Below are 25,975 nucleotides of genomic sequence, written 5' to 3'. Positions count from 1 at the left end.
GGCGCTCGCGCACCGGCTCATGGGCGGCTGCGCGACCGTCGGGTCCGCCACGGAGGCCGCGTTGTGCCGGCGCCTGGAAGAGGGGGCGCTGGCGGGGCTCGTCGATCCTGAGCCGCTGGAGGAGCTCGGCGCGCTTCTCCAGGCGCCGCCATCGTGGATGAACATTTCGTATCCGTGAGATAACTTCTCGGCCCCGGCAATTAACATCCGGGAAATTTGTATGCGTTAATGTCTCCCTGTCATTGATCATGTTGGTTTGTAGTATTTGGAGGGGTTTATGGCTGATTCGTCCGGTGAGCCAAGCCCGATGGCCGCTCCCAGTCCGACGGGCATCGCCACCCCGACGCCGACCGTCTCGCCGGGCCCGACGCCGACACCCACGCCTTCGCCCACGCCCACGCCCACGCCCACGCCGACGCCTTCGCCAGAGCCGACGCCCTCTCCGACGCCCTCTCCGACGCCTTCGCCTTCGCCTTCGGACAGGCCGAGTCCGAGCCCGACGTACGGCTCGACGCCCACCCCGTCCGCGACGCCGAGCCCCACCGCTTCGGACCACCCGTCTCCCACACCGGCGCCGGTCAAGCCCATCCCGGCCCAGTCGGCCGGCGGGCGCGACGGGCTGCTGATCGACTGGACGTCCATCCGCACGCTGGCCGGGCTCTACGACAAGATCGGCGACGACGTGGTGGCCAAACGGCGCACGTCCATGGCCCTGAGCGGCACCGCCGGCCTGGTCGGCGGCGACGAGGAAGGGCGCACGTTCGCCGAGTGGTACGCCGAGGGCTTCGACTCCCTGACCAAGGCCATGGACAAGCTCGCCGCGCGCAACTTCGCCTCGGCGAACAGCCTGCGCACCTTCGAGGAGATGTGGGACTACCTGGAACAGCGGATCATCAGCCAGATGCCTGACATCCCCGACATCACGGAGGCGCCGATTCCGCAGGCGCCGCCACGTACGGAAGGCGCCTGATGTTCGATCCCTTCCAGGCGCTGGCCTGGTTCGCCGGCGTGAACGTGCCCGAGGCGGACACCGCCAACCTGCGGGCTCGCGCCGTGGATCTGCGCGCGTTCGCCACGAGGATCGGCACCCTGGCCGCGGAGACAGCGGAGGGCGTCGAGGCGGCGCTCAAGGCGAACGACAGCAACGCGGTGGCGCGCTACGCGGACGTCTGGCCGAAAGAGCTCGCCCCGCGGTACGCCGCCCTCCAGGAGGAGCTGGAGGATCTGGCGGTCGGCTGCGAGGAGTACGCCGACGCGGTCGACGAGCACCGTGAGCAACTCCTGATCATCGGCACCCAGCTCGCCGCCATGGCGTTCACCCTGCTCTTCGGCTACCTCTATCCGTTCGCGGCGAGATGGGCGACGAGCTGGTTCAAGGAACTGGTGCGATGGGCCAGGTTGCGGCAGACGGCCTTCCAAAGGTTCACTCTGATGATCCTGCGGCGCCGGGTGGGCAAACTCCGGCTGGGCAGTTACCTGATCCGGGAAGGTTTCGACGCGGTGGCCGACTCCGTCGTGTGGGCCGTCGTCAAGACCGGCGTCCACATGGGGAGCTCTTGGGCCACCGGCAACCCGATCGGCGGCCCGGGCGACGTGGCGGCGTACGCGGGCCGGCATTTCCTCGGCGAGCTGGCCTACAACGGTGGCATCAAGGGCCAGCGGGACTTCGGCCGGCTCTTTCCCAAGTCGCCGATCGCCCAGACGCTGCTCGGCGGTGGCCCGTCGGGCAGGTTCTTCCGCCGGGTAGTGTCCGGCGCCACCATCTACCCCCTGGTCGCCAGCGGATCGCTGAGTACGCAAGGTGCGCTGCGCTCGGCACTCGCCCACGCGCCCAGAGCGTTCATCTTGCACCGTTGAGCAGAGGAATCACGATGACGATACCGAGCACCGGAGACCCGGAGATCGACCGCGCGCTCGCCGAGCTGGCGGCGCAGACGGCCGGCCTGGACGAGGCCCGCCGCAAGATAGAGGAGACGAAGGGGCGCGGTGAGAGTGTCCGGGGTCAGGTGGTGGTCGAAGTCGGGGCCAGCGGCTCGCTGGTCTCGCTGCACATCGACCCCCGGGCTATGCGCCTCGGCTCGCAGGCGCTCGCCGAGGCCATCACCGAGGCGTTCGGGCTGGCGGAGCAGGACGTGGCGGACAAGTCCTTCGGCCTGGCCAGGGAACTCTTCGAGCGCTGAGCGCGTATGTGCGGCCGGGCGCCTTCGGGCCAGGGTGCCGTGACAGGCGGCCGGGGTGTCCCCGTCCGTCCCCGGCCTGACGGTTACGGTTTCCCGCCATAGAGGTCGGCGGTCCGCCCCCATGGTGACCGGGAACGCGCCCGCCTACCGTGAGGCGACGTGATCCAACTCAAGAACCTGAGCAAGCGCTACGGTGACCGGCTCGCGGTCGAGGACCTGTCCCTGGAGTTGCGGCCGGGCACGGTGACCGGGTTCCTCGGGCCGAACGGGGCCGGCAAGTCCACCACGATGCGGCTGATCCTCGGGCTCGACCGGCCCACCGCGGGCACGGCGCTGATCGGCGGCGTGCCGTACCACGAGATCAGGAACCCGCTGCGCACCGTCGGCGCGCTCCTCGACGCGCGGGCGCTGCATCCGGGGCGCAGCGGACACGCGCACCTGCTGGCGCTGGCCCGCGGCAACGGCATCGCGGCGCGGCGCGTGGACGAGGTGCTGGAGACCGTCGGCATGGCGAGCGCGGCGGGCAAGCGGGCCGGGACGTTGTCACTCGGCATGAGCCAGCGCCTCGGGATCGCCGCGGCGCTGCTCGGCGAGCCCGAGGTGCTGATGTTCGACGAGCCCGTCAACGGGCTCGACCCGGACGGCGTGCGCTGGGTGCGCGGCCTCATGCGGTCGCTGGCCGGCGAGGGCCGCACGGTCTTCGTCTCCAGCCACCTGATGAGCGAGATGCAGCTCACCGCCGACCACCTCGTGGTGATCGGCAAGGGACGGCTCATCGTGGACGCGCCGCTCGCCGACGTCATCGCGGGCAGCTCCCTGACGGCCGTGCTCGTCCGCACCCCGCACGCGGGCGACCTCGCCGAACGGCTGCGCGCCGCCGGCATCGGCGTGACGCGGCTCGGCGAGAACGAGCTGGAGACCACCGGCGTCCCCATCGAGCGGGTCGGCGACCTGGCGCACGAGGCGGGCATCCGCCTGCACGAGTTGCGCACCAGGGAGGCCTCGCTGGAACAGGCCTACCAGGAGCTGACATCGGCCAGCGTGGAGTTCGGCGTGGAAAGGGCGGCGCTATGACGACGTTGTGGCAGGCGATGAGAGCCGAGTGGGTGAAGCTGTGGTCGGTCGCGGCCACGTGGTGGTGCCTGGCGGGCGCGCTGGCGCTCACCATGCTCGCCGCGGTCACGCTCGGCGGGGCGGCGGTCACGGACGCGCGGCGCGAGGGCGTCACGGGCGTGACGGTGACGGCGAGCGAGCCGGTGGTGTCGGCGACGTCGTTCACGCAGTTCGCGCTGGTGGCCCTGGCCATGCTGACGATCACCTCCGAGTACGCCTCCGGCGCCATCCGGGTCACGCTGCAGGCGACGCCCGTCCGCGGCGTGGTGCTGGCGGCCAAGGCGCTGGTGCTGGCGCCGGTGATGTTCGCGGCGGGGGTGGTGACGGGGGCCGTGGCGACGGCGGCCGTCTACCTGGTGCTCTTGGCCGACGTGTTCGGCGGCCTGGCCGTGCTGCCGGTCGGCGAGGTCGTGCGCGATCTGCTCGGCACGGGGGTGTTCTACGCGCTCGTGGCCGTCATGACGGTGGGCGTCGGGGCCGCGATGCGCTCCGCGGCCGGCACGCTGACCGTGGTGTTCATGCTGGTCATGGGCCTGCCGCTGCTGTTGCTGATGACAGGGAGCCAGGCGGCGGTGGACGCCTCGATGCGCATGCCGATGTTCGCCGGGCTCGCGTTCATGGGCAGCACGGACAACCTGACCGGGGGGCCGATCCCGTACTCCGCGGGGGAGGGGCTGCTCTGGCTGCTCGCCTGGGCGGCGGCGGGGATCGTGGCCGGCCATGCCGTGCTGCGCCGCCGCGACGCCTAGACTTCGGGCCCGTGTCAGGTATCCGGATCGCCCGCACACTGGCCGGCGTGTTCCTGGGGACGGCGCTCGGCCTCGCCGAGCTGGCCTTCCTCGTGGTGGCGGGGCCCGCGTCGCTGATCCCCGCCGCGCGGCCCGCCGCCGCGCGCGGGCTGGCGGCGCTGACCGCCCTGGAGCGCGCCAGGCTCGACCGCTGGCTCGGCCACGGCACGACGCGGCAGGACGGCGGCTACACCTTCCTGGCCGCCCGCGCCGCGCTGGGCGTCCTCGGCGGCTACGCCTGCGCGTCGGTGTTGTTCCTCAGCGTCCTGCTGCTGTTCGGTGGGTTGTGGGAGCTTCTGTGGGGCCGTTCGGAGCCGGTCCCGGTGCTCCTGCCCGGCGTCAAGCTGGTCACCAGCGGCGGCGCGCTCGGGCTGACCACCGGCGTGGCCCTGCTGGGCGCGGCGGTGCTGATGGTCCTGGTGGTCGCGTTCCTCGAACGGCGGCTGGCCGACCACTTCCTCGGCGGCGGCCAGGAGGTGATGCGCCGGCGGATCGCCGAGCTGACCGCGACCCGCTCCGGCATCGTCAGAGCCGTCGACGACGAGCGCCGCAGGATCGAACGCGACCTGCACGACGGCGTCCAGCAGCGCGGCGTCGCCCTGGCCATGCTGCTCGGCCGCGCCCGGCACAGCCGCGACCACGACGCCACCGCCGAGCTGGTCGGCCAGGCCTACGCCGAGTCCCGCCGGCTCCTCGACGAGCTGCGCAGCGTGGCCTGGCGCATCTACCCGACCGCGCTCGACGAGCTGGGCCTGCGCGCCGCCCTCGCCGGGGTCGCCGAGCGGTCGAGCGTGCCGGTCGCCGTGCACTACGGGCTGGCCGGCCGGCCCGTCTCCGAGGTCGAGACCGCCCTCTACTTCGTCGCCCGCGAGGCGATCACCAACGCGGTCAAGCACGCCGCCGCGCGTGACATCCTGGTCGTGCTGGACGAGGACGAGGGGACGGTGAGCGTGGCGATCTCAGACGACGGCGCGGGCGGCGCCGACCCGTCGGGCGGCGGCCTGTCCGGGCTGGCCAGGCGGGTCCTGGCCCTCGACGGGCGGTTCGCCGTGGACAGCCCGCCCGGCGGTCCCACCAGGATCAGCGCGACGCTGCCGAAGGCCCCGCCGTGCGCCTGATCCTCGCCGACGACTCCGTGCTGCTGCGCGAAGGGCTCACCCGGCTGCTGGACGACGCCGGCCACGAGGTCGTCGCCGCCGTCGGAGACGCGCCCGCGCTGCTCGACGCCGTCGCCCGCCACCGGCCCGACGTGGCCGTCATCGACGTGCGCATGCCGCCCGGCCACAAGGACGAGGGGCTGCGGGCCGCGCTGGAGATCCGCGAACGCCTGCCGGACGTCGGCGTGCTCGTCCTGTCGCAGTACGTCGAGCAGCACTACGCGGCCAGGCTCCTGGCCGGCTCCACCCAGGGCCTCGGCTACCTGCTGAAGGACCGCGTCTCCGAGGTCGCCGACTTCCTCGACGCGCTCGACCGCGTGGACGCGGGCGGCACCGCCCTCGACCCCGAGGTGGTGCGCCAGCTCCTGGCCCGCACCACGCACGCCGACCCGCTGAGCAGGCTGAGCGCGCGGGAGGGCCAGGTGCTGCGGCACCTCGCCCAGGGCTACGTCAACGCCGCCATCGCCGAGAGCCTGCACGTCTCGCTCAGCACCGTGGAGAAACACGTCAACGCCATCATGGACAAGCTCGACCTGCCCCGCGACCGCGACTACAGCCGCCGCGTCCTGGCCATCCTGCGCTACCTCGAAGCCTGAGAGTGCGGCCCGCGCATCGGGGAAAGGACCTGGCCATGACCATCATGCTTTCCGACGGACACCCGATGCCCCGCATCGGCCTCGGCACCTGGCCCATGGACGACCGGCAGGCCCACCAGGCGGTGCGGCTGGCCGTCTCGCTCGGCTACCGGCTGATCGACACCGCCGCCAGTTACGGCAACGAGCACGGCGTGGGCCAGGGCGTGGCGGAGGCGGACGTGGCCCGCGAGGAGCTGTTCGTCACCACCAAGCTGCGCGGCTCGCAGCACGGCTACGACGCCGCCCTGCGCGGGTTCGAGGAGAGCCGGGCCCGGCTCGGTCTCGACTACGTCGACCTCTACCTGATCCACTGGCCGCTGCCGGACCACGGCCTCTACGTCGACACCTGGAAGGCGTTCGTGCATTTGCGCGAGCAGGGCCTGGTCCGCTCGATCGGCGTCTCCAACTTCACGCCCGAGCAGATCGAGCGCCTGGAGCGGGCGACGGGCTGCCGGCCGGCCGTCAACCAGATCGAGCTGCACCCCTTCTTCGCCCAGCGCGACCTGCGTGCCTGGCACGCCGAGCACGACATCGCGACCGAGTCGTGGAGCCCGCTCGGCGCGGGCGGCAAGCTGCTCGACGAGCCCGTCATCGCCGAGCTGGCCGCCGCCCACGGGCGCACCCCCGCCCAGATCGTGCTCCGCTGGCACCTGCAGATCGGCGCGGTGCCGATCCCCAAGTCCGCCCATCCCGAGCGTATGCGGCGCAACCTCGAGGTGCTCGACTTCAGCCTCTCCGACGAGGAGATGGCCAGGATCGACGCGCTCGACAGCGGCGGCCGCATGGGCGGCGACCCCGACACACACGTGGAGCTCTGACAGCAGCGGCCCGGAGCCCGGTCGCGGGCCGTTCGGGACGGCTCGCCCCCGCCCGGCCTCCCGTCACCGGCACGCCGTCCGTTCGCGTCCGGCTCGTCCGCGTCCCGTCACCGGCGCGTCGGCCGTTCGCGCGTCCGCCTCCCGTCATCGCCCCGCCGGTTGCTCGCGTCCGGCCAGGAGGACCGCCAGCGTGGCCGGGAGCAGCCAGGCCGTCGTCGCGGCGATCAGCCAGGGCCAGCCCGCGTGGCCGTACACGATGCTGCCCGCCGTGCCGCCCGCGCCGCTGCCCAGGTAGTAGCAGAGCGTGTAGAGGCCGGCGGCCCGGCCACGGGCGTGCGGCGGCGCCGCCGCCGTGACCCAGGCGTTGGCGATGGCGTGCGCGGCGAAGAACCCGGCGGTCAGCACGGCGAAGCCGAGCGCGATGACCGCGAGCGAGCCGTGGAGGGTGAGCACGGACCCCGCCACCGTGACGATCAGCGCCGTGACCAGCGCGGTCGTCCGGCCCAGGCGGGCGGCCAGGCGGCCGGCGGCGGCCGAGGAGGCGGTGCCCATGGCGTAGGCGAGGAAGACCAGGGAGGCGGCGGCGGGGCTGAGGGAGATCGGCGGCGCGGCCAGCCGGAAGCCGGCGGCGTTGTAGAGGGCCACGAACGACCCCATGGCCAGCGCCCCCACGGCCAGCGGCGCGAGCAGGGTGGCGCCGACCCGCGCGCGCGGCGCCGGGGAGCCCGATCCGGAAGGGTCGTGGCCGGGCGCGCCGGCGGCGATCTCGCGCCACCCATGCGGTCGCCCCTCCCCGCGCGGCAGGGTCAGTGCCGTGAACAGCGCGCACACCAGCGACACCCCGGCCACCACCGTCAGCGACCCGTGCCACCCCAGCGGCTCGGCGGCGAACCCCGCGCCGAGCCGGCCCAGCATCCCGCCGACCGAGTTCCCCGCGATCATCGCCCCGACCGCGCCGGCCAGCCGCGCCGTGCCGAGCTGATCGGCCAGGTACGCCGCCGCGACCCCCGCGAACCCGGCGATCGCCGCCCCTTGCACGCCCCGCATCACGAGCAGCACCGGAAAGGTCGGCGCCAGCGGCAGCAGCAGCCCGATCACCGCCGAGGCCAGGACGGACCAGAGGATCATCCGCCGCCGCCCCACCAGCCCGGCGACCCAGGCCAGTGGCAGCACGGCCACCGCCAGCGACACCGTCGCCACGCTGACCGCCAGCGACGCGGTACCCGGATCCAGCCGGAACGCGGCGGCGAGCTGCGGGAGTACGGGCTGCGGCGCGTACAGCAGCGCGAACGACGACAGCCCCGCCGCCGCCACGGCCACGCTGACCCGCCGAGTGTCGACCGGAGGAGCCTCGGTTACCACCACCCGCGCAACGGTAAGCAAGGCTAATAAATACGTCTAATGCAGAAATAAGTGATAATCAATACTGTGACGCATGAATCCGATCGCGACCCCGGCCCCAGGCTCGGTCCCGACGAGCGTCCGGGCCGCGTTTCCGACGAGCACCCGGGGCTCGCGCCCGACGAGCATCCCGGGCGTGTTTCGGACGAGCATCTGGCCGCCCGGCTGGCTCCCGCGCTGGCGCTGCTGGCCGCCGTGGGCGAGACCGGCCACGTGACCCGCGCCGCCGAACTGCTCGGCATCCCCCAGCCCACCGCCAGCCGCCGCCTCGCCGCCCTCGCGGACGTGGTCGGCACCCCGCTCGTCCTGCCGTCCGGCCGCGGCATCCGCCTGACCCGGGCGGGCCGCACCCTGGCCGCCGCCGCCGGCCGCGCGCTCGGCACCGTGTCCGCCGCCGCCCGGGAGGTACGCGAGGAGATCGACCCGGGCAGCGGCCGCGTCGTGCTCGGTTTCCTGCACCTGCTCGGCCGGACGCTCGTCCCGTCGCTCATCCGCGGCTTCCGCGAGCGTCATCCCGGGATCCGCTTCAGCCTGGCGCAGGGCTCGCGGCAGGACATGCTGCGCGCGCTCCGCGAGGGCGAGATCGACCTGGTGTTCGCCGCGCCGATGCCGCTGGACGACCCCGAGCTGGTCAGCCGGCCGCTCGCCGACCAGGAGCTGGTCCTGTCCGTGCCGCCGTCCCACCGCTTCGCCACCCGCGCCCGGGTGCGGGCGGCCGAGCTGGCGGGGGAGGAGCTCGTGACGCTGGAGCACGGGTACGGCCTGCGCCAGATCACCGACGACCTGTGCGCGGCGGCGGGATTCGAGCCCCGGATCGCCTTCGAGGGACAGGAGTCCGAGACCGTGCGCGGCCTGGTGGGGGCGGGCCTGGGGGTGGCCATCCTGCCCCGCTCGCGCTCCACCTCGGGGGTCGTGGAGATCCCGCTGTCGCCGCCGGTGTTCAGGACCATCGGGGTGAGCTGGCCGGCCGGGGAGCGGCTGACGCCGGCGGTGCGGGCCTTCCTCGATCATGTGTGCTCCGGGGAGACGTCCCTGGGGCCGGGGTTCCGTCCGGCGGGCCCGGAGATTACGCCAGACTTGAGGACGTGACACACGACGGGAACGCGGGCGTGGCAGGCTCGCTGGCGAGGGTGCTCGCCGACGTGGCGGCCGAGCGGGCGGCCCAGGACGCGATGTGGGGCATGCAGGTGCTGCCCGACGGGACCGGGGGCGCGGGCTCCGTGGCCGAGTCCGACCTGGCCAGGCGCGAGACGGAGACGGCGGCGGCGGGCGGGGGGCTGACGTGGCGGCACATCCTCGCGGAGGAGGTGCTGGAGGCGTTCGCCGAGACGGACGCGGAGCGGTTGCGGGCCGAGCTGGTGCAGGTCGCCGCCGTCGCCGTCAAATGGGCCCAGGCCCTGGACCGCCGCTGACCCGCCCCGCGCGGATGGTCTACAGATCATTGATGGCCCGCTAAGGCCCGGTAAACAGTCGTGGGCATGCTCGACGGCCGGTTCGCGTTCCTGGCCAACGTCAACCCGCACCTGCACCGACTGGCCCGGCGTGCCCGGCATCGCGCGCAACGCCCGCGCCGTGGCCGCGCGCTCGGGCTCGGCGAGGACACGCTCGACCTGGTCCTCGGCGGCAACGCGCAGCGCCTCCACGCCAAAAGCACTACATCTCCTTGACGTATCGGAAGCTGACTGTTGCACTTGAAGGCGTGCCGACAGGGAGGCCGCCGTGTCCATCGACTACTCCGAGCGCATCCCCAACAACGTCGACCTCGCTGAGGACCGCAGGTTGCGGCGGGCGCTCGAATCGTGGCAGCCGCGCTTCCTGCAGTGGTGGTCGGAGATGGGGCCCGCGCTCCCGACCCAGGACGTCTACCTGCGCACGGCCGTCGCGGTCGGCCGCGCGGGATGGGCGCACTTCGACCACGTGGCGCTGCCGGACTACCGGTGGGGCATCTTCCTCGCCGAGCGGGACGCCGACCGGCGCATCGCGTTCGGCCAGAACAAGGGCCGGCCGGTCTGGCAGCAGGTGCCCGGCGAGCACCGGGCGGACCTGCAACGGCTCATCGTCATCCAGGGCGACACCGAGCCGGCCAGCGTCGAGCAGCAGCGCCGGCTCGGCCTGACCGCCCCGTCGCTCTACGATCTGCGCAACCTCTTCCAGGTGAACGTGGAGGAAGGGCGGCACCTGTGGGCGATGGTCTACCTGCTGCACGCCTACTTCGGCCGCTCCGGCCGGGACGAGGCCGACGCCCTCCTGCTGCGCAACTCCGGCAGTGCGGACTCGCCGCGCATCCTGGGCGCCTTCAACGAGGAGACGCCGGACTGGTTGTCGTTCTACATGTTCACCTACTTCACCGACCGCGACGGCAAGTATCAGCTCGGCACGCTGAAGGAGTCGGCGTTCGACCCGCTGAGCCGTACGTGCGAGTTCATGCTCAAGGAGGAGGCCCACCACATGTTCGTGGGCACCACGGGCGTGGACCGGGTGGTGGAGCGGGCGGCGCAGCTCATGCGCGAGCACGACACCGGCGACGTCGGTGACTTCGGCGGCATCCCGCTCGACGTGCTCCAGAAGTACATCAACTTCCACTACAGCGTCAGCCTCGACCTCTTTGGCGGCGAGACGTCGACCAACGTGGCCAACTACTTCACCGCCGGGCTCAAGGGACGCTGGCAGGAGGAGCGGCGCACGGACGACCACCAGCTCATCGAGGCGTTCTCCGTGGTGCCGAGGGTCGAGGACGGGCGGCTGGCCGACGCGCGGCTGCCCGCGCTCACGGCGCTCAACGCCGACCTGCGCGGCCAGTACGCCGCCGACTGCGCCACCGGCGTGACCCGGTGGAACCGCATCCTCACCGACCGCGGCGTGGACCCGGTGCTCTACCTGCCGCACATCGGCTTCAACCGGCAGGTCGGCGTCTTCGCCGGGCAGCACGTCTCCCCGGACGGGCGCCTCATCGACGAGGCGGGCTGGGCCGCCTCGCGAGCCCGGTGGCTGCCGACGGCGGAGGACAAGGCCCACGTCCAGGCGCTGATGCGGCCCGTCTACGAGCCGGGGAAGATCGCCGCCTGGGTGGCCCCGCCGCGCAACGGCATCAACGGCCGGCCGTTCGACTACGAGTACGTGCACCTCTGACGCGAGACCTCAATGCTACAAGTCATTGACGGTGCATGAGATGCGTGTAGAAGATTTGGCAACGTGTATCCCGCCCGCGGATGGGGACGCCCATGACCTCCGAGTCGTTCAACGCCAGCGCCTTTCTCGTGGACCGCCAGATCGAAGCCGGCCTGGGCGACCGGATCGCGGTCACCGGCCCGGCGGGCACCCTGACCTACGCCCGGCTCGCCGCGCACGCCGCCGAGCTGGCCGCAGGACTGCGGACCATGGGCGTCCGGCCGGAGGAGCGGGTCGTGCTCGTCATGTCCGACCGCCCCGAGACGCTCATCACCATCCTGGCCGTCATGCGCATGGGAGCCGTGGCCGTGCCGGTCTCCACCATGTACAACGCCCCTGAGCTGGGCGAGCTGATCCGGGACGCGCGAGCCCGGGTCGTCGTGTGCACCCCCGAGTTCGAGGCGACCGTGCACGAGGCGTTGCGCGGCGCGCCCGAGGTGGTGGTGGTCGTGCGCACCGACGAGGCCGAGCGGCCGGCGGGCGAGGCGTCCGGCGATCCCGCCGCCACGGCGGAGGAAGAGGTGCCGGTCTGCCTGTGGGCCGATGTGCTGAAGTCGGGCCGGAGCGGGAGCCGCCCGTACGAGAGCTGGCGCGACTCGCCCGCCCTGTGGCTCTACACCTCCGGCACCACCGGCGCCCCCAAAGCGGCCATGCACCGCCACGGCGCCGTCCGGGACGTCTGCGACGGCTACGGCCGCCAGGTCCTCGGCATCCGGCCCGACGACCGGTGCTTCTCCGTCGCCCGGCTGTTCTTCGCCTACGGCATCGGCAACTCCCTGTTCTTCCCCCTGGCCGCCGGGGCCACCACGATCCTGGACCCCGCCCGCCCCACGCCCGCCGGCGTGATCGCCCGGGTGCGCCAGGAGCGGCCGACGCTGTTCTTCGCCGGGCCGACCTTCTTCGCGGCGCTGCTCGCCTCCGACGCCCCCGATGACACGTTCGCGTCCGTACGGATCGCCGTCTCGGCGGGCGAGGCGCTGCCTGCTGAGATCTACCGCCGCTTCACCGGCCGCTTCGGCGTGGACGTCATCGACGGCCTCGGCTCGACCGAGGCCCTGCACATCTTCATCTCCAACCACCCGGGCCGGGTCCGGCCGGGCACCTCCGGCACCGTCGTGCCCGGCTACGAGGCCAAGCTCCTCGACGACGCCGGCGTCCCCGTCAAGGACGGCGAGCCCGGACACCTGTACGTTCGCGGCGACTCGCTCGCCACCGGCTACTGGTGCCGGACGGCCGCCACCCGCCAGGTGTTCCAGGGCGAATGGTTGCGCACCGGGGACACCTACGTCCGCGAGGAGGACGGCTTCCACCGCTGTCTCGGCCGCTCCAACGACATGATCAAGGCCGGCGGCATCTGGGTGTCGCCGATGGAGGTCGAGGCCAGGCTGCTGCAGCACGAGTCGGTGGGCGAGTGCGCGGTGGTGGCCTACGTCGACGCCGAGGGGCTGGAGAAGCCGGTGGCGTGCGTGGTGCCGGCCCAGGGGAGCGAGGTGGACGCCGGCGAGCTGATCGGGTTCTGCCGCGACGGGCTGGCCTCCTTCAAGCGTCCGCGCGAGGTGCTGGTGCTGGACGAGCTGCCGAAGACGGCGACGGGCAAGGTCCAGCGCGGCGTGGTCCGCCAGATCGCCGCCGACACGCTCGGCAAGAGCCGCTGACGACGCCCGCTGATGGCGACCGGCCGTGCCCGGCGGGGCGATTGTGCCCGGTCGGCGGAGAGGCGTGGGCCTGGCCGTCAGTCCGGCTTCGTGCCGTACACCGTGATGGCGAACGGCCGCCGCGTGGCCATGTGGATCTCCTCGCTGAGCCGCGATAACGACGCGTGCGCGTCGAGATAGTGATGCAGCCGGTCCGCCTCCGGCCATGGATGCACGGCCACCAGCACCCCGTCCGGCACCAGCAGCTCGCTCAGCCGCGCCGCCGCCCGCCGCAGCCGCGTGTGGCGGCCCAGGTAGTAGAGGGTCTCGGAGCAGAACACCAGGTCGAAGCGCTGCTCGGCCCGGTGGGTGAGGATGTCGGCCCGGACGAACCGCACCCGCCCGTTCTCCGGCGCCCGCGACCGCGCCCTGGCCAGCGCCCGCTCCGAGACGTCCACGCCGGTGATCTCGGCCTCCGGGTAGGTCGAGGCGAGGGCGTGCGTGAACACGCCCTCGCTGCAGCCGACGTCGATGATCCGCCGATAGGGCCGCGCGGGCAGGTGCCGCAGCGTGGACAGGTACTTCTCCTGCTCGTAGCTGTCGGTGGACAACTGCCACGGGTCGGGGCTGCGGTGCCGCCAGTCGAAGTAGCGGCGCAGGATCAGGCCCTGCCCCGCCGGGGACAGCAGGGACAACGTGCGGAAGAACGTGCGATGCAGGATCTCGGCGTAGCCAGGCATGCGGCCTCTCTCAGGGGAGACGGGCGGTGTCCCGGGGCTGGCGGTGAAGTCGTCGCCGAAAGTGAATGCCCGTTAATGACCGCGATAACGCCTGGTGGGGAGCCGCTCAGAACGAGTCGCGCAGCTCCCGCTTGAGCACCTTGCCCGAGGCGTTCTTCGGCAGGGCGCTCACGAACTCCACCCGCTTGGGCGTCTTGAACGCGGCCAGCCGCGCCCGCAGGAACGCGATCAGCTCGCCGGCGGTCGCCCCGGCGCCCTCGCGCAGCACCACGGCCGCCGTCACCGCCTCGACCCACTTGTCGTCCGGCAGCCCGAACACGGCCGCCTCCGCCACCGCCGGATGCTGGTAAAGGGCCTCCTCGACCTCGCGGCTTGCCACGTTCTCGCCACCGGACTTGATCATGTCCTTCTTCCTGTCCACGATCGACAGGTAACCCTCGGCGTCCATGACGCCGAGGTCGCCGCTGTGGAACCAGCCGCCGCGGAACGCCTCGGCCGTCTTGTCCGGGTCGTTCCAGTAGCCGAGCATGGCGTGCGGGCCGCGGTGCACGATCTCGCCGATCACGCCGGGCGGCACCGGCCGGTCCTCGTCGTCGACGATCCGGGTCTCGACGTTCAGCGCGGGACGGCCCGCGGACCCGAGCCGGGTGAGCTGCTCGTCCGGGCCGAGGATCGTGGCGACGGGCGCCATCTCCGTCTGGCCGTAGAAGTTGAACAGCCGCACCTCCGGCAGCCGGGCGGCGATCTCCTTCAGCACCTCCACGGGCATGATCGAGGCGCCGTAGTAGCCCTTGCACAGCGACGACAGGTCGCGGCGGTCGAAGTCGGGGTGGCGCAGCAGCGAGATCCACACGGTGGGCGGGCAGAAGAGCTTGGTGGCGCGCTCGCCCTCGATCGTGGCCAGGATCGCCGCCGGGCTGGCGCCGGGCAGGACGATGTTGGTGGCTCCCAGATAGACGCCGGGCGTCAGGAAGCAGTGCAGTTGCGCGCAGTGATAGAGGGGTAGGGCGTGCACCTCCACGTCGTCGTGGCTCATCTCGCCGTCGATCACGCACGTCACGTACTGCGCGATCAGGCCGCGGCTCGACAGGGTGGCGCCCTTGGGCCTGGACTCGGTGCCGCTGGTGTACATGAGCTGGATCGGGTCGTCGTCGCCGATCTCCGCCTGCGGCTCCGACGCGTCCCCGAAGGCCGCCCATCCGGCGAACGGCTCCCATCCGTCCGCCGCGCCGATCACGCCGCGTACGCCCACCCGCTCGGTGAGCGCCGCCGCGGCCACCGGCACCAGGGCCTCCTCCACCAGGATCCCGGTCGCCCCCGAGTGGTCCAGGATGTAGCCGACCTCCGCGGGGCCCAGCATGAAGTTGATCGGCACGGAGATCGCCCCCAGCCGCGCCAGCGCGAAGTACGTCACCACGAACGCGTGGTTGTTATGACTCAGCAGCGCGAACCGGTCACCCTTGCCCACGCCCCGCGCGGCCAGCGCGTTGGCCGTGCGGTTCACCGCCTGGTCGAGATCGGCGTAACTCTGCCGCAGGTCGCCGAAGACGATCGCGGTCTTGGCGGGGTGGCGGGCGGCCGTGCGCCGCAGCAGGTCACCGAGGGCATGCTGGCGAGTCATGGGGGAGACACCCTTCGCAGAACGATGTTCGGGTGATCCTAACCCGTGAACGCCGCCGCGAGCCTCCAGTAGGAGTCGAGCCGCCGGTCCAGGTCATAGGTGTTCATGGTGACCAGCACCTCGTCGGCCCCGCTCGCCGCCACCAGCGAGCCCAGCGCGACCGCGACCTCCCGGTCCGTCCCGGAGATCTGCCCCTTGAGCGACTCCTCCAGGTAAGCCCGCTCCCGCGCGCCCAGCTCCATCCCCGCGATCTCCTCAGCGGGTTCGAGCGGCCCGAACACCCCCGTCGTCCGCGAGCGCGCGGTGGCCCACGCCTCCGGCAGTTGCAGCAGCGCCGCCTCCTCCCGGGTCGCGCCGACCGCCACGTTCGCCGCGACCATCACGTACGGCCGCGCCGCCCAAGCCGAAGGACGGAACCCGGCCCGATACCGGGCGGCGGCGTCGACCGTCCGCGCTCCGTTCCCGATCACCAGCGGCAGCCCGTGCGCCGCCGCGATCTCCGCGCCCGCCCCCATGGCCAGCACGAACACCTGCGGCCACAACCCCTCGGCGGGCAGGGCGTGCACCCCCGGATGCGCGTCCTGCCCGCCGGTGAAGTAGCCGAGCAACTCGTCGAGCCGGTCGCCGAAGGCGTCCGCGTCGTCCTTGCCATGCCCGAGCGCGCTGCGGATGCCGCCCGTGAAACCCACAGAACGCCCAAGACCCATGTCGACCCGGCCCGGATGCAGCGACTCCAGCACGCCGAACTGCTCGGCCACCACGAGCGGCCGGTGATTGGGCAGCATCACGCCGCCGGTGCCCACCCGGATCCGCTCGGTCGCGGCGGCCACGGCCGCCGCCAGCACCGTCGGCGCCGACCCCGCGACGCCGGGCACGCTGTGGTGCTCCGACACCCAGAACCGGTGGTATCCCAGCTCCTCCGCCTGCCGGGCGAAGCGCACGGTCTCCCGCAGCGCCGCGGCCGGCCCGGAGCCCCGGCGGACGAGTGATCGGTCAAGAACGGAAAGTCTGGTCACATACGGGTGCAACACCGGCGAGGCCCGGATCAATCCATCCGGCCTGGTCGCAGCCCCATGATCTACCTGGTGTACACACCCAGCGACCAGCGAACCGGCCGGTTGCCGGACTCACCCCACAGTCCGATCCGCCCGGAGACCGTCACCCGCTTGCCCTTGGGGACCGAGAAGGTGATCATCCCCTTCGGATACGGGCCTCCCTCCCAGACCACGCAGCTTCCGGTCGAGTTCTGGTGCTTGCCGCCGATCTCATACGTGAACCACAACCGCGCGGCCAGGTCGCCGGTGCAGAGCTGCTCAAAGCCGATCTTCCCGCCAGGGCTCGTGACGGAGAGGCTGAAGGAGGAGTCGTCGTCCCACACACCTGAGGTGGATCCGGCCAGCTTCATGTCGCCCAGCCGTTCGCGGAAGTCCTTGACCGGCTGGGGGACCACCTGCTGGGCGGGCGGGGCCCACTCGTAGACGGCCAGGCTCCAGTCGGCCCGCCGGGCCCGGGACGGCAGGCACGACCCACTCTTCTTGTCCATCAGGCATCCCCCGGTCGTCGCGTCGAACCCGACGGTGACCTCCGTGGCGTTCCCGGACACGATCAGCGGCCGCAACTCCATGTCCTGCCTGAGGCAGGGCATGAACCCTGGACCGTCGGTCTCCTTGCCGTCCACGGTGACCGACGGCCTGTCGCCGCCCTTGTCACTGTGGCACCGCGCGGCCACGTCCAGGGGTCTGCCGGTGACCGGGATCTTGATGGAGGTCTTCTGCGCGCCGTCCGCCTTGAGCGTCGCGGTGGCGATGCGCCGGTACGCGGTGCCGTCGGCGGAGGTGAACCGCTCGGGCAGGCCGGCCACCGGCTGGGCGGCCACCGTCGTCGTCTTGCGCGGCGCCGGCCCGTCCGTGACGGTGAGCAGGGCGACGCCGGTCATCACGACCGCCGCCGCCGTGACGGCCGCCGTCACGCTCCTGCGCCGGCGGACCCCGCGCACGCGGGCGCGGACCTCTTCGTGGCGGTACGGGTTCGCGGGCGACGGGGCCTCGGCCCGCTCCCGCAGGACCTCACGCAGATCTTGCACGCTCATCAGCGCAGCTCCTTCACGATCGACTCGTCCACTCGCAGCTTGGCCAGGGCCTTGGCGGTCTGGCTCTTGACCGTGCCCTCCTGGCAGCCGAGGATCGCCGCCACCTCCGTCACCGGCAGGTCCTCGTAGAACCGCAACACGACCACCGCCCGCTGCCTGGCGGGCAGCCGGCCCACCGCGAGCCACAACTCCTCGCGCTCGCCGCCCGCCGTGTCCGGGGCCGGCTCGTCGGGCAGGGCGTCGCTGGGCAGCTCCCGCCGCCAGCGCCGCCGCCACCAGGACGTGTACGTGGTCACGAGCACCCTGCGCACGTACGCCTCGGGCTCCTCGATGCCCGGCCAGGCGAACCACGCCTTGGCCAGCGACTCCTGCAACAGGTCCTCCGCCGTGGCCCAGTCGCGGGTCAGCAGGTACGCGGTGCGTAACAGCCGATCCGACCTCGCGACCACGAACGCCTGGAAATTCGCCCTGTCCGCCAACGTGCCGCGCCTTTCGTCGATGCCTTCTCGACGGTAGTGACGCATCGAGCGCGACCCGAGGTTGCCCACCCGGCCCGCTCCGGCCCGCCCTGGCCTCGGGCGGTGCCTGTCAGGGAGCGTTCCCCGCCGGTCAGGCGCCGGTTTCGGGACCGTTCCCGCCGGTCAGGCGCCGACGGCGCGTGTCACCGTGAACGGCACCAGCTCGCCCAGCCCGCGCACCGACAGCCGGTCGACCGCGCGCAACCCGAAGGCCCGGTCGCCCTCCAGCTCCTCCGCCATCTGCGGATCGACCAGGATCGTCCCGGGCAGCGACAGCGCGGTGAGCCTGCTGGCCAGGTTGACCGTGGTGCCGAACACGTCGCCCATGCGCCACATCACCGGCCCCGAGGCCAGGCCCACCCGCAGCTCCGGCATGTCCTTGGTGCGCGCGTGCGTCTCCACCAGCCGCAGCGCGATCTCCGCGGCCAGATGGGCCTTGTCGGCCGCGAACAACACCGAGTCGCCCAGCGTCTTGACCACCCGCCCGCCGGCGGAGGTGACGATGTCGGCCGAGCGCCCCTCGAAACGGTCGATCAGCCGGGCCAGCTCACCGGGCGTGATCTGGCGGCTCAGCCGGGTGAAGGCGACCAGGTCGGCGAACCCGACCGCCAGGCGCACGGCGCTCATGTCCTGGGCGGCCATGCGGCCCGCGGCGGCGGCGAGCTGGCGCTGCCAGGCGTAGACCAGCAGCCGCTCCAGGTCGGGCACCACCTGCTCGGCCCGCCTGCGCCACGCGCGGGGCCGGTCGGCGAGCGGCACGCCCGCCTGGTCGAGCGACTCCACGCCCAGCTCGGCCTGCGAATCGGCCAGCCTGGTCGTGGCCCGGCCGATCGAGCGGGCCATCAGCAGCATGTGCTCCTCGTCGTAGGCGCCGGACCCGACCATGCGCAACATCGTCTTGAGCGCCTCGACGTCGGACTCGGTGAACTCGACCGCGTCGTCGGCCACGTTCGCGAAGCCCAGCGCGCGCCACAGGCGCCGCGCGCGATAGACCGGCACCCCTGCCATGTCGGCGACCTGGTGACTGGTGTAGCGGCGCGGCTCGCGCATGAACGCCTCGGCCGGCAAGTCCTCATTCTCTTGCGCCACGGGGGCAACATAACACTCTGTGGGCCAGGTCACTCATTCGAGCAGGGCGCGCAGCGCGGCCCGCTCACCGGCCGGAACGTGGCCGGCGTAGTAGGCGTACATCGTCGCGCGCGTCAGCCTGGCGGCGAGCGGGCCGTCGCCCGCGTGGACCGCGGCGATGACCTCCTCGTGGTGCCGGATGCTCTCCCGCATCACCGCCTCCCCGTCGGGCGCAGCGGCGATCTTGCCCGAGATCAGCTCCAGCACGATCGAGCGGACCACGTCCGTGCAGATCTGGATCAGCTTGTTGCCGCTGGCCCGCGCGACCGCGTCGTGGAAGGCCACGTCGGCCGCGCCGAAGCCGGCGCCGTCCGCGGCGAGGGCCGCGCGCATGAGGCCCACGGCCGCGACCATCTCGCCGAGCTGCTCCTCGGTGCGCAGCCGGGCGGCCAGCAGGATGGCCGAGGAGTCGAGCACCATCCTGAACTGCACCAGCTCGGCCAGCGACAACTCCGCCACTCTGGCCAGCGTGGTCATCGACTTGTGTAAGGCGGCGGGCGTGAACGGCAGCACCTCCGCGCCGTTCGGATCGCCGGGCCGCGAGCGCACCAGGCCGCGCGCCTGCAGCACCCGCAGGGCCTCGCGCACGGTCGACCGGCTGACCGAGAACTGCACCATGAGCTCGCGCTCGCTGGCCAGCCGCCCTCCCGGGCAGAGAGCACCGCTCTCGATGGCCTCCTCGACCTGCTCCACGATCCGCTCGTAAGCGCGCACGGTACGAACCGGCTCGAAGCGCGGACCACCCATGCAAGCCCCCCTTGACCCGAGCCGCCGACGGCTGGCAATGTGCGTAGCCTACTGGTCAGACCAGTACACTAGCCAGGAGGCTGTAACACATGAGGCGAATCGGGATCTGGATCGCCGCCGGCGGTCTCCTGCTGAGCACCGCAGCCTGTGGCGGTGACTCCGGCGGGGGTGCCGGCACCTCCTCCACCCCCAAGAGCCAGTCGTTGTCCGTCGGATTCGTGGCCGAGCCCGCCAATCTCGACTTCACCTCCACCGAGGGCGCCGCCATCCCGCAGGCGCTGCTGGTCAACGTCTACGAGGGCCTGGTCAAGCTCGGCCAGGACGGCACGATCGTGCCGCTGCTGGCCGAGAAATGGGACGTCTCCGCCGACCGCAAGACCTACACGTTCACGCTGCGCAAAAATGTGAAGTTCACCAATGGCGCGCCGTTCACCGCCGACGACGTGGTGTTCTCCCTCGGCCGGGTGAAGACGGACTGGAAGCTCAAGATCAAGTCGCAGCTCGACGTCGTCGACAAGGTCGAGAAGACCGGCGACGACACGGCCGTCGTCACGCTGAAGCGGCCGAGCAACGGCTTCCTCTACTCCCTGACCACCAGGCTCGGCGCCATGTTCAGCCGCACCGGCGTCTCCGACCTGGCCGGCAAGCCCGTCGGCACCGGCCCGTACGTGCTCGGCTCCTGGCGGCGCGGCGACTCCATCCAGCTCGGCGCCAACACTTCTTACTGGGGCGCGAAGCCGTCGCTGCCGGCCGTCACGCTGAAGTACTTCAAGGACGCCACCGCGATGAACAACGCGCTGCTGACCGGCGGCATCGACGTCATCTCCAGCGTGCAGGCGCCCGAGTCGCTGCAGCAGTTCGCCGACCCGGGCCGGTTCCAGACGGTCGAGGGCACCACGAACGGCGAGGTCGTGTTGTCGATGAACAACAGCCGCCCGCCGTTCGACGACGTCAAGGCGCGGCAGGCCGTCCGGCACGCCATCGACCACAAGGCGCTGCTGGAGACCGCCTGGGCCGGGCGCGGGCAGCTCATCGGCTCGATGGTGCCGCCTACCGACCCGTGGTACGAGGACCGCACCGGCGACTACCCCTACGATCCGGCCAAGGCCAAGGAGCTGCTCGGGGGCAAGACGCTCACCGTCAAGATGCGCATCCCCAACCTGCCGTACGCGGTCGCGAGCGCCCAGGTCGTCAAGTCGCAGCTCGCCCAGGTGGGCATCACGGCCGACATCGAGCCGCTGGAGTTCCCGGCCCGCTGGCTGGACGTCGTGTTCAGCAAGGGCGACTACGACCTGTCCATCATCAACCACGTCGAACCCCGGGATATGGGCATTTTTGCTGATAAGTCGTACTACTTCCGTTACGACAACCCCGAGTTCGGCAAGCTCCTCGCCGCCGCCGACGAAGGCACCGAGCAGCAGCAGACCGACGACCTCAAGCAGGCCGCCAAGCTGCTGTCCGACGACGCCGCCGCCGACTGGCTCTTCCTCTTCCCCAACCTGATCGTGGCGAAGAAGGGCGTCACCGGGCTGCCGGAGAACGCCATCGCCGAGTCCTTCGACTTCACCGCGCTCGCCAAGCAGTGACCCTTTACCTCGTCAAACGGCTGGCCGTGCTGGCCGCGAGCACCGTGGTGGCCGCCGTGGCGGTGTTCGCGTTCATGGCGCTGCTGCCCGGCGACCCGGCCGAGGTGGCGCTCGGCGTCAACGCCACACCCGAGGCGGTGGCCGAGCTGCGCCGGCAGTTCGGCACCGACCGGGCGCCGCTCGCGCAGTTCCTCGACTGGTCCGGCGGGCTCCTCCAGGGCGACTTCGGCACCTCCTACGTCACCAGCGCGCCCATCGGCCCGCAGATCGGCGAACGGCTCGCCGTCACGGCCGTGCTGGTGCTCGGCGGCATGGTCCTGGCGCTGGTCATCGCGGTGCCGCTCGGCACGTTCGCCGCCGTGCGCCACCGCGACCCGCTGGGCGCGGCCGTCAGCGCGCTCAGCCAGCTCGGCATCGCCGTCCCGGCGTTCCTGGCCGGCATCCTGCTCGTCTTCGTCTTCGCGGTGCAGGCCCAGGCACTGCCGTCCGGCGGCTACGTGCCCCTCTCCGAGAGCCCGGCGGACTGGCTGCGGAGCCTGCTGCTGCCCTGGGCGTCGCTCGGCCTCGTCCAGGGCGCGGTGCTCACCCGCTACGTGCGCAGCGCCGTGCTCGACGTGATGCGCGAGGACTACCTGCGCACCGCCCGCGCCAAGGGCCGGGGCAGCACGGGCGCGCTGTGGCGGCACGGGCTGCGCAACGCCTCCGTCCCCGTGGTGACCGTGCTCGGGCTGCAACTGGCCACGCTGCTGATCGGCGCGGTCGTGGTCGAGCGCGTCTTCGTCATCCCCGGGCTCGGCGACCTGCTGCTGAACGGCGTCGCCGGGCGCGACCTGCTGCTCGTGCAGGGCGTGGTGATGGTGCTGGTCGCCGCCGTCCTGCTGATCAACTTCGTGGTGGACGTGACCTACCACCTGCTCGACCCGAGGTTGCGATGAGAGGCCGGATGAACGCCGGGCTGGTCGTCGGCGGCGTGCTCGTCGGGCTCGTGGTGCTGACCGCGCTCGTGTCGTTCTTCTGGACGCCGCACGACCCCACGCTCGTGGACGCCGCCCGCAAACTCCGCGAGCCGGGCGGCGGCTACCTCCTGGGCGCCGACAAGTTCGGCCGCGACACCTTCAGCCAGCTCATGGTCGGCGCCCGCACCACCCTCTACGTGGGCATCGTGGCCGTCGGCATCGCCGCCGCGCTCGGCGTGCCGCTGGGCGTGATCGCCGGGATGACGCCGCGCGGCTGGTTGTCGGAGCTGATCATGCGGGTCAACGACCTGGTGTTCGCCTTCCCCGCGCTGCTGCTGGCCGTCATGCTCGGCGCGGTCTACGGGGCCGGCACGCTCACCGCGATGATCGCGATCGGGGTGGCCACCGTGCCCGCGTTCGCCAGGGTGGCCCGCGCCGCCACCCTCCAGGTCATGGTCACCGACTACATCCTGGCCGCCAGGGCCGCCGGGCGCCGCCTGCCCGCCATCGCCGTGCGGCACGTGCTGCCGAACATCGGCTCCATGCTCATCGTGCAGGCGTCGGTGTCGTTCGCGATCGCGATCCTGGCCGAGGCGGCGCTGTCGTTCCTCGGCTTCGGCACCCGGCCCCCGACCCCGTCCTGGGGGCGGATGCTGCAGGAGTCGCAGGAGCTGCTGTTCTCGACCCCGCGCCTGGCGCTCTGGCCGGGGCTGGCCATCGCGCTGGCCGTGCTCGGCTTCAACCTCCTCGGTGACGGCCTGCGCGACTTCCTCGACCCGAAGCTCAGGAGGATCCGTGCTGAGCGTTGAGGGCCTTTCCGTACGGGCGGACGCGGTCGAGCTGGTGCGCGAGGTGTCGTTCGCCGTCGCGCCCGGCGAGCGCGTCGGGCTGATCGGAGAGTCCGGCTCGGGCAAGTCGCTGACCGCGCTCTCCCTCATGGGCCTGCTCCCCGAGGGCGTCACCGCCTCGGGCAGCGCGAAGCTCGGCGGCCGGGAGCTGATCGGCGTGCCCGAGCGCCGGATCAAAGGTCTGCGCGGACACGACGTCTCCATGGTCTTCCAGGAGCCGATGACCGCCCTGAACCCCCTCATGCGCGTCGGCGCCCAGGTCGCCGAGGTCATGACGCTGCACGGCGCCGGCCGGCGGGAGGCCCGCGCGCGGGCGCTGCGCCTGCTGGAGCGCGTCCGGCTGCCCGAGCCGGGGCAGATCGCCCGCGCGTACCCGCACCAGCTCTCCGGCGGCCAGCGGCAGCGCGTCATGCTCGCCATCGCCCTGGCCAACGAGCCCGGCCTGCTCATCTGCGACGAGCCCACGACGGCGCTCGACGTCACCGTGCAGAAGCAGATGCTGGAGCTGATCGCCGAGGTCGCGCCCGCGCTGCTGTTCATCACCCACGACCTCGCCGTCGTCGCCTCCGTCTGCGAACGGGTCCTGGTCATGTACGGCGGCCGCGTCGTCGAGAGCGGCCCCATCCGTGAGGTCTTCACCCGGCCCCGCCACCGCTACACCGAGGGCCTGCTGGCCGCCTCCAAGCTCACCCCGCGCGGCACTCGCCTGCCCACCATCAAGGGCGGCGTCCCGGCGGCCGGGCACTTCCCGGCCGGCTGCGTGTTCAGGAACCGCTGCCCGCACGCCACCCAGAAGTGCGAGACAGTCCCGGAGCTGACAGGAGACGGCCATGCCCACGCATGCTGGCACCCCGCTGATTGAGGCCAGGAACCTCACCCGCGTCTACCACCGGCCCCGCACCTCCCTGACCAGGCCGGGCGCCGCCGTCCACGCGCTGCGCGAGGTGTCGCTGACGATCCACCGGGGCGAGCGCTTCGGCGTCGTCGGCGAGTCCGGCTCCGGCAAGTCCACGCTGCTGCGCCTGCTCTGCGCCCTCGACCAGCCCACCGGCGGCTCCATCACGTTCGACGGCCAGGAGATCACCGGCCGGCCCGAACGCCGGCTGCGCTTCCTGCGCGAGAACCTCCAGATCGTCTTCCAGGACCCGATGAGCTCGCTCGACCCCCGCATGCGGGTGCGCGACCTCGTCGCCGAGCCGCTCGTCGCCCTCGGCCTGCCGGTCGGGGGCCGCGTGGCCGAGCTGCTCTCCGAGGTCGGGCTGCCCGCGACGGCCGCCGACCGCTACCCGCACCAGTTCTCCGGCGGGCAGCGGCAGCGCATCGCCATCGCCCGCGCGCTCGCGCCCCGGCCGAAGGTGCTGGTCGCCGACGAGCCGGTCAGCGCGCTCGACGTCTCCGTACGCGGGCAGATCCTCAACCTGCTGGCCGACCTGGCCGACGAGCTCGGGCTCACGCTCGTGTTCGTCTCGCACGACCTGTCCGTGGTGCGGCACGTGTGCGAGACCGTCGCGGTCATGAACGCCGGCGAGATCGTGGAGACCGGGCCGGTGGACGAGGTCTGGGCCGCCCCCGCCCACCCCTACACGCGTACGTTGCTGGAGGCCGTACCGACTCTGGAGGGTTTGTGGTGATCGACGTCGACGCCGAGGGAGTGGTGGCGTTCACGCAGGCGCTGGTGCGCATCCCCAGCACCAACGACCCCGCGCGGGGCCGCGACGAGCGGCCGGCCGCCGAGCTCGTCGCGGCGCTGATGCGGGAGTGGGGCTGGGAGCCCGTCGTGTACGAGGTCGCGCCCGGCAGGCCGAACGTGGTCGCCGTGGTCGAGGGCGGCGGCGGTGACGGGCCGACGCTGATGTTCGAGGGCCACACCGACGTCGTCACCGAGGGAGACCTGTCCACCTGGACCGTGGACCCGTTCGGCGGGGAGATCCGCGACGGGCGGTTGTGGGGGCGCGGCAGCGCCGACATGAAGTCCGGCCTGGCCGCCACCCTCTACGCCACCCGCGCGCTGCAGCTCGCGGGACCGTTCCCCGGGCGGATCAAGGTGTGCGCGCTGGCCGACGAGGAAGGGCTCATGCTCGGCGCTCACCACTTCGTCTCCGCCGGGCTGACCTCCGACGTGGACGGCGCGATCGTGGCCGAGCCGGAGGCGGGCGAGATCTGCGCGGTCGCCAAGGGCGCGCTGCGGCTGCGGGTGGACCTGACCGGCAAGATGGCGCACGGCGCGATGCCGCACCACGGCCGCAACCCGATCCCGGCGGCGGGCGCGCTGCTCGTGGCGCTCGGCGCGCTGCAGGAGGAGCTCCAGGCGCGGCATCCGGCGCACGAGCATCTCGGCGAGGTGTACGTGACGCCCACCGTGGTGCGGGCCGGCTCCGAGGAGCAGGTCAACGTGATCCCCGCCGTCGCCTCCGTCTTCGTGGACGTGCGGACGATCCCCGGGGTCGAGCACAAGGAGATCGCCGACCGGGTGGCCCTGCTCGCCTCCCCAGACGGCCTCGACTCCGCCGGGGCCCGCGCGGCCTTCGACGGCATCGCCGCCGAGGTGTCGACGCTGGTGGACCGGCCGCCGGTGGACGTGCCCGTGTCCGACCCCGTGGTGGCCGCGCTGGCCGCCGCCCACCGGGCGGTCACGGGGCAGGAGCCGGTGTACGGCGGCGTCCCCGGCTCGACCGACGGGACCGTGCTGACGCACTGGGGCGGCATCCCGTCCGTGGTGTACGGGCCGGGCGGGAAGTGGATCGCCCACCAGGCCGACGAGTTCGTGGAGGTGGCCGAGATCGTCCAGTGCACGCGCGTGTTCGCCGAGGCCGCCCGCCGCTTCCTGAGCGGAGACCACTGATGCGCA

The 25,975-nt window shown here is 72.4% G+C and carries 27 protein-coding genes; 19 read left to right on the top strand and 8 right to left on the bottom strand.

Annotation, left to right across the window (positions count from 1 at the left end):
* The first annotated feature begins 307 nt into the window (after positions 1-307).
* The 8 genes from ACWD0F_RS49115 (at position 308) to ACWD0F_RS49080 (ending at position 6,691) form a co-directional block, all read left to right on the top strand.
* Positions 308-970, top strand: a complete 663-nt coding sequence (locus ACWD0F_RS49115) for a hypothetical protein (RefSeq protein WP_449889641.1) — start codon at positions 308-310, stop codon at positions 968-970.
* Positions 970-1,857: a hypothetical protein gene (locus ACWD0F_RS49110; protein WP_449889639.1), complete on the top strand. Its 888-nt coding sequence runs from the start codon at positions 970-972 to the stop codon at positions 1,855-1,857. Before ACWD0F_RS49115 ends, ACWD0F_RS49110 begins: the two co-directional genes overlap by 1 nt.
* A 14-nt stretch (positions 1,858-1,871) precedes the next feature.
* Positions 1,872-2,180 carry a YbaB/EbfC family nucleoid-associated protein gene (locus tag ACWD0F_RS49105; protein WP_449889637.1) on the top strand — a complete coding sequence of 103 codons (309 nt, stop codon included), beginning with the start codon at positions 1,872-1,874 and terminating at the stop codon, positions 2,178-2,180.
* A gap of 159 nt (positions 2,181-2,339) precedes the next feature.
* Entirely contained in the window at positions 2,340-3,254 is a 915-nt protein-coding gene (locus ACWD0F_RS49100; protein ID WP_449889636.1) for an ATP-binding cassette domain-containing protein, read from the top strand.
* Entirely contained in the window at positions 3,251-4,042 is a 792-nt protein-coding gene (locus ACWD0F_RS49095) for an ABC transporter permease (RefSeq protein ID WP_449889634.1), read from the top strand. The genes ACWD0F_RS49100 and ACWD0F_RS49095 overlap by 4 nt, the downstream gene beginning before the upstream one ends.
* Before the next feature lie 11 nt (positions 4,043-4,053).
* Positions 4,054-5,199 carry a sensor histidine kinase gene (locus tag ACWD0F_RS49090; protein WP_449889631.1) on the top strand — a complete coding sequence of 382 codons (1,146 nt, stop codon included), beginning with the start codon at positions 4,054-4,056 and terminating at the stop codon, positions 5,197-5,199.
* The gene (locus ACWD0F_RS49085; RefSeq protein ID WP_449889630.1) at positions 5,190-5,834 is read left to right on the top strand and encodes a response regulator; all 645 of its coding nucleotides are present in this window, start codon (positions 5,190-5,192) and stop codon (positions 5,832-5,834) included. The genes ACWD0F_RS49090 and ACWD0F_RS49085 overlap by 10 nt, the downstream gene beginning before the upstream one ends.
* Before the next feature lie 35 nt (positions 5,835-5,869).
* Complete coding sequence (locus ACWD0F_RS49080) at positions 5,870-6,691, top strand: aldo/keto reductase (protein WP_449889627.1); 822 nt, start codon at positions 5,870-5,872, stop codon at positions 6,689-6,691.
* 144 nt (positions 6,692-6,835) lie between these two features.
* Here the strand turns inward: ACWD0F_RS49080 and ACWD0F_RS49075 are convergent, their stop codons facing one another.
* Positions 6,836-8,056: an MFS transporter gene (locus tag ACWD0F_RS49075; protein ID WP_449889626.1), complete on the bottom strand. Its 1,221-nt coding sequence runs from the start codon at positions 8,054-8,056 to the stop codon at positions 6,836-6,838.
* A 63-nt stretch (positions 8,057-8,119) separates the two neighbouring features.
* Between ACWD0F_RS49075 and ACWD0F_RS49070 the strand changes: the two genes are divergently transcribed.
* The 5 genes from ACWD0F_RS49070 to ACWD0F_RS49050 all read left to right on the top strand — a co-directional run bounded on the left by ACWD0F_RS49070 (position 8,120) and on the right by ACWD0F_RS49050 (position 12,915).
* A complete protein-coding gene (locus ACWD0F_RS49070; protein WP_449889623.1) occupies positions 8,120-9,181 on the top strand; it encodes a LysR family transcriptional regulator in 1,062 nt (353 codons plus the stop codon).
* A complete protein-coding gene (locus ACWD0F_RS49065; RefSeq protein WP_449889621.1) occupies positions 9,178-9,504 on the top strand; it encodes a hypothetical protein in 327 nt (108 codons plus the stop codon). Before ACWD0F_RS49070 ends, ACWD0F_RS49065 begins: the two co-directional genes overlap by 4 nt.
* Before the next feature lie 66 nt (positions 9,505-9,570).
* Positions 9,571-9,759, top strand: coding sequence for a hypothetical protein (locus ACWD0F_RS49060; RefSeq protein ID WP_449889618.1), 189 nt, complete (start codon positions 9,571-9,573; stop codon positions 9,757-9,759).
* A 52-nt stretch (positions 9,760-9,811) separates the two neighbouring features.
* Positions 9,812-11,221, top strand: coding sequence for a benzoyl-CoA 2,3-epoxidase subunit BoxB (boxB, locus tag ACWD0F_RS49055; protein ID WP_449889617.1), 1,410 nt, complete (start codon positions 9,812-9,814; stop codon positions 11,219-11,221).
* A gap of 92 nt (positions 11,222-11,313) precedes the next feature.
* On the top strand, positions 11,314-12,915 hold the full coding sequence (locus tag ACWD0F_RS49050; protein ID WP_449889614.1) for a benzoate-CoA ligase family protein: 1,602 nt from the start codon (positions 11,314-11,316) through the stop codon (positions 12,913-12,915).
* A gap of 77 nt (positions 12,916-12,992) precedes the next feature.
* Here ACWD0F_RS49050 and ACWD0F_RS49045 read toward each other — a convergent pair whose 3' ends face one another.
* The 7 genes from ACWD0F_RS49045 to ACWD0F_RS49015 form a co-directional block, all read right to left on the bottom strand.
* Positions 12,993-13,634: a class I SAM-dependent methyltransferase gene (locus tag ACWD0F_RS49045; RefSeq protein ID WP_449889612.1), complete on the bottom strand. Its 642-nt coding sequence runs from the start codon at positions 13,632-13,634 to the stop codon at positions 12,993-12,995.
* Positions 13,635-13,740: 106 nt separating this feature from the next.
* The gene (locus ACWD0F_RS49040) at positions 13,741-15,255 is read right to left on the bottom strand and encodes an acyl-CoA synthetase (RefSeq protein ID WP_449889610.1); all 1,515 of its coding nucleotides are present in this window, start codon (positions 15,253-15,255) and stop codon (positions 13,741-13,743) included.
* 38 nt (positions 15,256-15,293) lie between these two features.
* Entirely contained in the window at positions 15,294-16,271 is a 978-nt protein-coding gene (locus tag ACWD0F_RS49035; RefSeq protein ID WP_449889607.1) for an MsnO8 family LLM class oxidoreductase, read from the bottom strand.
* 62 nt (positions 16,272-16,333) lie between these two features.
* Positions 16,334-17,344: a hypothetical protein gene (locus ACWD0F_RS49030; protein ID WP_449889605.1), complete on the bottom strand. Its 1,011-nt coding sequence runs from the start codon at positions 17,342-17,344 to the stop codon at positions 16,334-16,336.
* Positions 17,344-17,823 (bottom strand): SigE family RNA polymerase sigma factor, encoded by a 480-nt coding sequence (locus ACWD0F_RS49025; RefSeq protein WP_449889603.1) that lies wholly within the window; start codon positions 17,821-17,823, stop codon positions 17,344-17,346. Before ACWD0F_RS49025 ends, ACWD0F_RS49030 begins: the two co-directional genes overlap by 1 nt.
* A gap of 162 nt (positions 17,824-17,985) precedes the next feature.
* Positions 17,986-18,951, bottom strand: a complete 966-nt coding sequence (locus tag ACWD0F_RS49020) for an adenylate/guanylate cyclase domain-containing protein (RefSeq protein WP_449889601.1) — start codon at positions 18,949-18,951, stop codon at positions 17,986-17,988.
* Positions 18,952-18,984: 33 nt separating this feature from the next.
* Positions 18,985-19,737 carry a FadR/GntR family transcriptional regulator gene (locus tag ACWD0F_RS49015; RefSeq protein WP_449889600.1) on the bottom strand — a complete coding sequence of 251 codons (753 nt, stop codon included), beginning with the start codon at positions 19,735-19,737 and terminating at the stop codon, positions 18,985-18,987.
* An 89-nt stretch (positions 19,738-19,826) separates the two neighbouring features.
* Here ACWD0F_RS49015 and ACWD0F_RS49010 point away from each other — a divergent pair, with 89 nt between their 5' ends.
* The 6 genes from ACWD0F_RS49010 to ACWD0F_RS48985 are packed head-to-tail and all read left to right on the top strand — an operon-like array spanning position 19,827 to position 25,969.
* The gene (locus tag ACWD0F_RS49010; RefSeq protein ID WP_449889598.1) at positions 19,827-21,323 is read left to right on the top strand and encodes an ABC transporter substrate-binding protein; all 1,497 of its coding nucleotides are present in this window, start codon (positions 19,827-19,829) and stop codon (positions 21,321-21,323) included.
* A complete protein-coding gene (locus ACWD0F_RS49005) occupies positions 21,320-22,258 on the top strand; it encodes an ABC transporter permease (protein ID WP_449889596.1) in 939 nt (312 codons plus the stop codon). The genes ACWD0F_RS49010 and ACWD0F_RS49005 overlap by 4 nt, the downstream gene beginning before the upstream one ends.
* Positions 22,259-22,266: 8 nt before the next feature.
* Positions 22,267-23,088, top strand: coding sequence for an ABC transporter permease (locus tag ACWD0F_RS49000; protein ID WP_449889594.1), 822 nt, complete (start codon positions 22,267-22,269; stop codon positions 23,086-23,088).
* Entirely contained in the window at positions 23,075-23,989 is a 915-nt protein-coding gene (locus ACWD0F_RS48995; RefSeq protein ID WP_449889593.1) for an ABC transporter ATP-binding protein, read from the top strand. Before ACWD0F_RS49000 ends, ACWD0F_RS48995 begins: the two co-directional genes overlap by 14 nt.
* Complete coding sequence (locus tag ACWD0F_RS48990; RefSeq protein WP_449889590.1) at positions 23,958-24,758, top strand: ATP-binding cassette domain-containing protein; 801 nt, start codon at positions 23,958-23,960, stop codon at positions 24,756-24,758. The genes ACWD0F_RS48995 and ACWD0F_RS48990 overlap by 32 nt, the downstream gene beginning before the upstream one ends.
* Complete coding sequence (locus ACWD0F_RS48985; RefSeq protein ID WP_449889587.1) at positions 24,755-25,969, top strand: M20 family metallopeptidase; 1,215 nt, start codon at positions 24,755-24,757, stop codon at positions 25,967-25,969. The genes ACWD0F_RS48990 and ACWD0F_RS48985 overlap by 4 nt, the downstream gene beginning before the upstream one ends.
* Positions 25,970-25,975: the final 6 nt, after the last annotated feature.

This window comes from Nonomuraea sp. NPDC002799 (genome assembly GCF_053592075.1).
This window is presented reverse-complemented; position numbering and strand designations above follow the sequence as displayed.